Source organism: Stenotrophomonas sp. 3diitr2024, assembly GCF_042136455.1.
Classification (GTDB): domain Bacteria; phylum Pseudomonadota; class Gammaproteobacteria; order Xanthomonadales; family Xanthomonadaceae; genus Stenotrophomonas; species Stenotrophomonas sepilia.
The window spans coordinates 1-332 of record NZ_JBHHMJ010000354.1 but is presented as its reverse complement, the minus strand read 5'-3'; the positions used below and the strand labels follow the sequence as shown (position 1 = coordinate 332).

1 protein-coding gene is annotated in these 332 nt (G+C 67.8%); it reads left to right on the top strand.

Features of this window, described 5'->3' with window-relative positions; genetic code table 11:
- Positions 1 to 331, top strand: a 331-nt coding sequence (locus tag ABGA94_RS08930) for a fimbrial protein (protein ID WP_375367050.1), incomplete at its 5' end; no start/stop codon positions are given.
- Position 332 lies beyond the last annotated feature (1 nt).

The window sequence follows — 332 nt, the reverse complement described above, 5'->3', positions numbered from 1 at the left end:
TGCGGCCGAGCTGGCCCAGGTGCTGACCAGCCAGGCCATCGACCTGGTGCTGGCCTCGCCGTCGCAGGGCATTCCGCTGCAGCTGGCAGCCCAGCACATCGCTGCCAGCGGCAAGGACTTCGCCGTGACCCTGCCGACCGTGTCGAAGAACACCCTGGCTACCGCCGGTGCCGTTGCGGGCCGTACCCCGTTCGCCATCAACCTGACCAAGTGCAGCGCCGGCAAGGGGATGGCGAACAGGGGCAGCAGGAACAGGCGCAAGGGGAGACTCCGCAGTGATCGTGGGCGACCATTGGCGCGCAGCGGCGTATCACCGCGATATCGGCATTGAT